Origin of the sequence: Variovorax atrisoli, assembly GCF_014195185.1 — a bacterium.
In the GTDB taxonomy this organism is placed as follows: Bacteria; Pseudomonadota; Gammaproteobacteria; order Burkholderiales; family Burkholderiaceae_C; genus Variovorax; species Variovorax atrisoli.
Genome location: NZ_JACIBG010000022.1, coordinates 1 through 6,573 on the forward strand (window position 1 = coordinate 1; position 6,573 = coordinate 6,573).

At 65.8% G+C, this 6,573-nt stretch carries 7 protein-coding genes; all 7 read left to right on the forward strand.

Features of this window, described 5'->3' with window-relative positions; genetic code table 11:
* On the forward strand, nucleotides 1–4,143 hold a 4,143-nt coding region (locus FHY06_RS34610), incomplete at its 5' end, for a DUF8616 domain-containing protein (RefSeq protein ID WP_184607683.1).
* Nucleotides 4,140–4,622, forward strand: coding sequence for an SEL1-like repeat protein (locus FHY06_RS34615; RefSeq protein WP_184607684.1), 483 nt, complete (start codon nucleotides 4,140–4,142; stop codon nucleotides 4,620–4,622). The genes FHY06_RS34610 and FHY06_RS34615, both read left to right, overlap by 4 nt.
* Nucleotides 4,619–4,957: a hypothetical protein gene (locus FHY06_RS34620; protein WP_184607685.1), complete on the forward strand. Its 339-nt coding sequence runs from the start codon at nucleotides 4,619–4,621 to the stop codon at nucleotides 4,955–4,957. Before FHY06_RS34615 ends, FHY06_RS34620 begins: the two co-directional genes overlap by 4 nt.
* A gap of 81 nt (nucleotides 4,958–5,038) precedes the next feature.
* Nucleotides 5,039–5,293, forward strand: coding sequence for a hypothetical protein (locus FHY06_RS34625; RefSeq protein ID WP_019658740.1), 255 nt, complete (start codon nucleotides 5,039–5,041; stop codon nucleotides 5,291–5,293).
* 30 nt (nucleotides 5,294–5,323) lie between these two features.
* The gene (locus FHY06_RS34630; RefSeq protein ID WP_184607686.1) at nucleotides 5,324–5,818 is read left to right on the forward strand and encodes a pentapeptide repeat-containing protein; all 495 of its coding nucleotides are present in this window, start codon (nucleotides 5,324–5,326) and stop codon (nucleotides 5,816–5,818) included.
* A gap of 40 nt (nucleotides 5,819–5,858) precedes the next feature.
* Nucleotides 5,859–6,254, forward strand: a complete 396-nt coding sequence (locus FHY06_RS34635) for a hypothetical protein (RefSeq protein WP_132798455.1) — start codon at nucleotides 5,859–5,861, stop codon at nucleotides 6,252–6,254.
* A 53-nt stretch (nucleotides 6,255–6,307) separates the two neighbouring features.
* The coding region (locus tag FHY06_RS34640) for a hypothetical protein (RefSeq protein ID WP_184607688.1) at nucleotides 6,308–6,573 on the forward strand (266 nt) is incomplete at its 3' end.

Sequence of the window (6,573 nt, forward strand, 5' to 3'; positions counted from 1 at the left end):
ACCAAGGTGCACGACCCGAAGACGCAGAGCACGTGGAGCCGGATGTGGGGTGCTGCGGTGCGCTACTCGAAGCAGTCGGCGAACTACGTGGCGAAGGCTGCGGCGAGCCAGCTGCCCGATGGGGTTGCGAGCAGGGTCAATGGCGTGATCACGCAGATGCTGGACTTCAAGCAGCAACTGCGGGGGCAACTGTCGAGGCTGGCGGACAAGGAGGCCCAGGCCAGCATCATGTGGCTGCTGCACAAGCTGCGGGATGCGCTGCTGAAGAAGAAGGGCAGGAGGGCCGCGATCGTGCCGCCGCAGGCAGGGGCGGTTGCCCAGAAGGACAAGCCCGGTGACCAGTTGGGGCACATCAGCAAGCAGGCGCCTGCGAACGGGCGAGGGTGCAGCATCAAGAACGGTCCGGCGCCGGTGCGCAAGGGCGGCTCCATCAGTCTCTCTCTTGGGGATGAAAGCTTCACCCACACCGACTTCGTTCTGTCAGCGCCGCTGCCGATCGAATGGGCTCGCACCTACGCCAGCGACCTCGACGCCTTCGACCGAGGCAGCCTCGGTGCACGCTGGATCACGCCCTACAGCATGCGCGTGGACATCACCACGCCCGCGCGAGGCGCACGCCGGGGCCAGCCCAGCCTACTCTACCACGCCGCCGACGGCCGCAGCCATGCGTATCCGGTTCTGGCCGTGGGCCAGAGCTACTTCGATGCAGTCGAGGAAGTGCGCGTCTCGCGTCTGAGCGAGAGCCTGCTGGCGCTGGACTTCGGCAAACCGCTGCCCGAAGGCGAGCAGAGCGAGTGGCGCGAGATCTACGAATACGTCGACAGCAGGCAGCCTCACTTCAGGCTCGTCGCGCAGCAGGCCAGGGACGGCATGACCATCGGCCTGCGCTACGACCACGTCATTGCGGCAACGGGCGAGCGCGTGCTCAGCGACATCATCAGCAAGCACGGCGAGGCCGTCATGGCCCACGTGGGCACCAGGCCCGATGCGCAGACCGGGCTCATCCAGTCGCTGTGGGAGCTGAAGGACGGCCAGGTCGTGCGCCAGCTGGCCGCCTACACCCACGACGGCGAGCGCGACCTTGTCTCGGCCCAGGACGAAGACGGCGCCAGCTGGAGCTACGCCTACAGCCACCACCTCGTGACCCGCTACACCGACCGCACCGGCCGGGGCATGAACCTGGAGTACGACGGCACGGGCCCCGACGCCAAGGCCGTGCGCGAGTGGTCCGACGACGGCAGCTTCGCGCTGAAGCTGGAGTGGGACCGCAACATCCGGCTGACCTACGTGACCGATGCGCTGGGCGGGGAGACCTGGCACTACTACGACATCCAGGGCTACACCTACCGCATCATCCATCCGGACGGGCTGCAGGAGTGGTTCTTCCGCGATGACGCGAAGAACATCACGCGCCACGTGCACACCGACGGCACGACGGACGACTACACCTACGACGCCGACGGCAACCTGCAGACGCACACCCGTGCCGATGGAAGCCGCGTGCACTACGAGTACGACAGGCTGAACCGGCTCGCGGGCATCCGTGACGGGGAAGGTGGTGTGTGGAAGCGCGACTACGACGCGCAGGGCCATCTCGCCGAAGAGATCGATCCGCTGGGCCACAAGACCGAGTACGCCTACGACAAGGCCGGCAGGCCCGTGCGCATCACCGATGCCAAGGGCGGCACGAAGCTGATGAGCTACACGCCTCGCGGCCGGCTCGCAAGCCTCACCGATTGCTCAGGCAAGACCAGCCGCTGGACCTATGACGATCGCGGCCGGCTCGCCACGGCCGTCGATCCGGCGGGCAACGTCACGCGCCATCTCTACAGCCGTCCGCAGGAAGACGCGGTGCTGCGTGCCCAAGGCAGCGTGCCGGGCCTGCTCCACGAGATCGTGCTGCCCGACGGCACGCGCGAGCAGAAACTGCACGATCCCGAGGGGCGCATGCTCGCGCATGTCGACGGACTCGGGCGCCGCACGCACTACAGCTACAACCGTGCAGGGCTCATCGCAGGCCGCACCGATGCCGAGGGGCATTCGCTCAGGTACCAGTGGGATCTGCTGGGCCGTCTTGTCGAATTGCGCAACGAGAACGGCAGCCGCCACAGCCTGCGCTACGACCCCGTGGGTCGACTGCTGGAGAAGACCGACTTCGCGCGCAGGACCACGAGGTACCGCTACGAAGAGAGCACCGGCCGGCTCGTCGAGGTCGAAGCTGCCGGGCGTGCGGTGCGGCTGCAGGCCGATGCGATGGGCCGGATGACCGAGCGGTCCGCCGGTGGCCAGGTCGAGCGCTTCGCCTTCGACCGCAATGGACGCATGGTCGAGGCGTCGAACAGCGACGCACGTCTGCAGTGGTTCTACGACCCGGCCGGCAACCTGACGCGCGAGCATCAGCACGACCTGCAGGCCGGGCGCACGGCGATATGGCAGCACCGCTACGACGCACTCAACCAGCGCGTCGCCACGATCCGCCCCGACGGCCATACGACCCAGTGGCTCACCTACGGTTCGGGCCACGTGCACGGCCTGCTGCTCGACGGGCAGGACATCCTCGGCTTCGAGCGCGACGACCTCCATCGCGAAGTGCTGCGCGAGCAGCGCAACGGCCTGACCCAGAAGCTGCGATACGACAACGTGGGGCGGCGGCTGGAACAGCAGGTCGTGCCGGGCCAGGCGAGCGCGCCCGGCGCGCTGCAGCTGCAGCGCACCTACGGCTACGACAGGGCGGGGCAGCTGGTCGTCATCGGCGACAGCCATCATGGCAACCTCGACTACCGCTACGACCCCGTCGGCCGCCTCGTCGAGGCTAACAGCCGGTTTGGGCGCGAGACCTTCGCCTTCGACCCGGCGGGCAACATCGCCGAGCCCGTCGGCGCGGCCGGTGAAACCCGCGCCCCTGTCGCTCCCTTGCTCGACAACCTGCTCAGGGCCCATGCCGGCGTCCGCTATCGGTACGACGAACACGGAAACATGGTCGAGCGCGTGTGCAACGGCCGGTCGACCACCTTCGCGTGGGACTGTTTCGGGCGCCTGAGTTCTGCCACGGACGAAGACGGCACGCCAACCTCGTTCGCCTACGACCCGATGGGGCGCCGCATTTCCAAGCGTTCGCGAGACAGCATCACCAGGTTCGGCTGGGATGGCGACACGCTCGCCTTCGAGAGCACGCAGAGCCTCAGCGCAGAGCAGGAAGACGAGGGGCGCGGATGGAGCGTGCACTACGTTCATGAGCCGCGCTCCTTCGTCCCGCTGGTTCAGCTGCGCCAGGCGCATGCGATCGTGCCGGGCAGGACGCCCGACGTGCGGGGACTCATGGCTGCCAACGGCGGCGCCTACGACATCGAGCAGGACCCGCTCTGGAACGGCGAACTCCAGCCGCGGCAACGAAGCTTCGAGGCGGACGAGATCGCCTTCTATCAGTGCGACCACCTCGGCACGCCCCGGGATCTGACCGATCACGAGGGCCGGGTCGGCTGGTCGGCCCAATACAAGGCCTGGGGCGAGGCGCGCGAAGTCATCAGCGAAGCGGGACGACGTGCCGGCATCGTGAACCCCATCCGCTTCCAGGGGCAGTACTTCGACGCCGAAACCGGGCTGCACTACAACCGCTACCGCTACTACGATCCGGCGAGCGGCCGGTATGTCTCGCCCGACCCGCTGGGGCTTGCGGGCGGCCTCAACCTCTATGCGTACGTCGGCGGCAACCCCGTCCGCGGCATCGACCCGCTGGGGCTGGTCGACATCAACCTGTTCCCGCACAACGAGGCGATCCGCCAGTCGGCCGACAACATCGCCAGCCCGCCCGGCACCTTCACGGTCGGCTCCCATGGCAACCCGAACGTCATGACCGACACCGCGCTCAGAGGCATCACGCCCGCACAGATGGCGGAGCGGATCAAGGCGCATCCGTCCTATACGGAAGGCCAGAAGGTGCAACTGATGTCGTGCGAGACCGGCAAGGGTACCGACCCGTACGCCCAGAAACTGGCCAATGAGCTCAATGCGCCTGTCGTGGCGCCCGACAAGCTCCTGTGGATCTGGCCCCACGGCGCCTACAAGCCTGCCGGCCAGAAGGCCGACGGCACCATGGACACCGCCGATCCCGGCGTCTGGCATACCTTCAATCCCAAGTCATGAAGAACATCGATCTCGGGTTCGGCGCGAAGCTGGCCCTGCTTCTTCCTCTTCTTCTGAACCTTTCAGTCTCTTACGCAACGGAGAACCAAACCATGGACACGCCCGACGCTGGCCCGGCCTCTTCTTCCTCTTCGCCCATCTCGGGTGCGCAGACCTATTCGCTCACGGATGCGCAGCGAGCCGACCTGGCCGCCAAGGCCGAGACCGGTGACGCCGAAGCCGCGTTCCGCCTTTCGCTGTACTACACATTCGCGTCTTCGGACGAGGCTCAGCGCATCCGCTGGCTGACGATCGCGGCCAAGGCCGGGCACGTCGTCGCGCAGCACAACCTCGCCTACGACCTCTACATGAGCGGCAAGGACCTCGCCGGAGCCGCGCATTGGGCGGCGGAGTCGGCGAAGAACGGTAATGCGGAGGCCGGCGATCTGCTGAAGGAAATCGAAGCGGCGCGAGCGAAAGCCCGGGGCTCGCATCCGTGAGCAGCGGCCTCGATGGTTCGGTCTTGCCGCTCTTCGAGATCGAGTCGCCGAATCAGCTGGTACTCAACACCCCGGTGGTGATCGCGTTGGCTGACGCCTTCAGGCTGTTCGAGAAGACCGGGCAGGACCTGAGTAATTTCAACGTTCACATCGCAGAAAGAAAGAAGGAAAACGGCCAAGACGAGAACGGAATCAACACCATCGGCATTGCGTTCACCGCCAAGCTGCCTCCGGGGCAAAAGGGGCTCGGCAACGCCAGCAAGCTGGGGCGGTCGATCACGTACATCGCCTCCAAAACCACCGGCGAAATACTTCGGGAGCAGGGGAGCCGGTAATGACGTCCGGCACCTAGTCTGGTTCTAAAGACGTTGCGGGCGCCCGAGTTCGCGGCTCTTAAACTTGCAAGGGAGAAAAGAATGAACGTAACCATCGAAGTCGATGGCCTGGCGGCGCAGGCGATTGCGGCAGCCTGCGCCGATGCAAGGTCTTCAGGCCTGCAGCTCGAAAACTACAAACTCGTCCTGGCCGAAGAATCCGGCGACTACAGCGCGTCGTGGGTGGCAAAGGGCAAGCCACAAGGCTACCGCGGCGCCTTGCCGGGCCTGCCCGAACCCAACCTCCTGATCGAGAAGCGCGCTGGCCGGGTCCTCCGGAAGCAGCTCTCGCGTTGAGTCGACGGCGTCATCCAAGGATTCTTCGACATGTCTTCCCAAATCATCATCCTCGCCCACGACATGTGGCGCAAAGGCGCAGGCGGTGCTCCCGCCGGGCTCGTCGGCCAGGCCGACAGCTTTGCCTACGCCGGGCTCGACCTGGGCCTCGCCCAGTTCGCCGCGACGACCTTCGCGGGCACGAGCTTCGCTGCCACCAGCTTCAATCAGGCAGGCTGGAGCGGCTGCCAGTTCACGGGCTGCAGCTTCACCCAGTGCGACTTCGGCAGCATCTCGATCACCGGCTGCACGTTCATCAACTGCAGCTTCACGCGCGCGAACTTCGACGGCGCGAGCATTAGAAGCAGCACCTTCAGGCAGTGCCAGTGGGACGACATCAGCTTCGCAGGCGGCAGCTGGAACGACGTCGGCGTTCTGGACTGCAGCGGCACCGTGGTGCACGCACAGGGGCTGCAGGGACGCAGCGTGGACTTCACGGGCAGCACCTTCGAGCAGCTCGAGTTCCAGGGCGCCAACATCAACTGAGCCCTGACCGGCACCTCATCACTTCATCTATTCCATGTTCATGAAAAACATCAAGACCCTATTCGTCGCCGCTGCTTTCCTTGGCGCTGCTTCCCTGTGTGCCGCGCAAGCCGAAATGAAAACCACGCTGACCAAACTGCACCAGAGCTACGAGAAGCAGGGACGCCGCGCGCTGGGCATGCCTGAGTATGGCAAGCGCGTGCAGTTCGCGGCGGTGGTTGTCGAGGCATCCGATTCCTTCAGCGGCACGTCGCTGATCCGTGCTGCCGACGTGCGCGGCAGCCAGGAGCTTGCGCGCCTGACACCTGCGGACGACGCGCAGAGCCAGAAGATGGGCGAGATGCGCAGCGGTGCGAAGTTCACCGCGAGCTGCGAGGTCGGCTTCGCGATGGGGTCGGCGTTTCTCACGATGAAGGACTGCGTGATCCGGCCCTGAAGAGCACGGATTCAAAGCACCGTCAGAGCATCAGCTAGAGGCAGGGAGAGAAGATGGCAGGAACAGAAGGCCCGCAACAGCAAGGCCAGAAGCCGACCGAGCGCGAACCGCAGACGGCGGTAGCGCCGCTGAACACGATCGTGAAGGAAGACGTCGCCGCGGCAAGCAAGGCGGTCGATGACTGGCTTCGCTCGTTCAGCGGCGGCTACGTGACGCTGGAGCGCCTGACGATGGTGCTGGGCAGCATCCCGATCGTCGGCAACATCATGGCGCTGGTGGATGTGTTCCTGGACATCATCAACATCGTCGAGAAGAAGGC

Coding starts and splice junctions, on each gene's coding strand:
- FHY06_RS34615 (WP_184607684.1), top strand. CDS start 4,140: ATGAAGAACATCGATCTCGGGTTCGGCGCGAAGCTGGCCCTGCTTCTT.
- FHY06_RS34625 (WP_019658740.1), top strand. CDS start 5,039: ATGAACGTAACCATCGAAGTCGATGGCCTGGCGGCGCAGGCGATTGCG.
- FHY06_RS34630 (WP_184607686.1), top strand. CDS start 5,324: ATGTCTTCCCAAATCATCATCCTCGCCCACGACATGTGGCGCAAAGGC.
- FHY06_RS34635 (WP_132798455.1), top strand. CDS start 5,859: ATGAAAAACATCAAGACCCTATTCGTCGCCGCTGCTTTCCTTGGCGCT.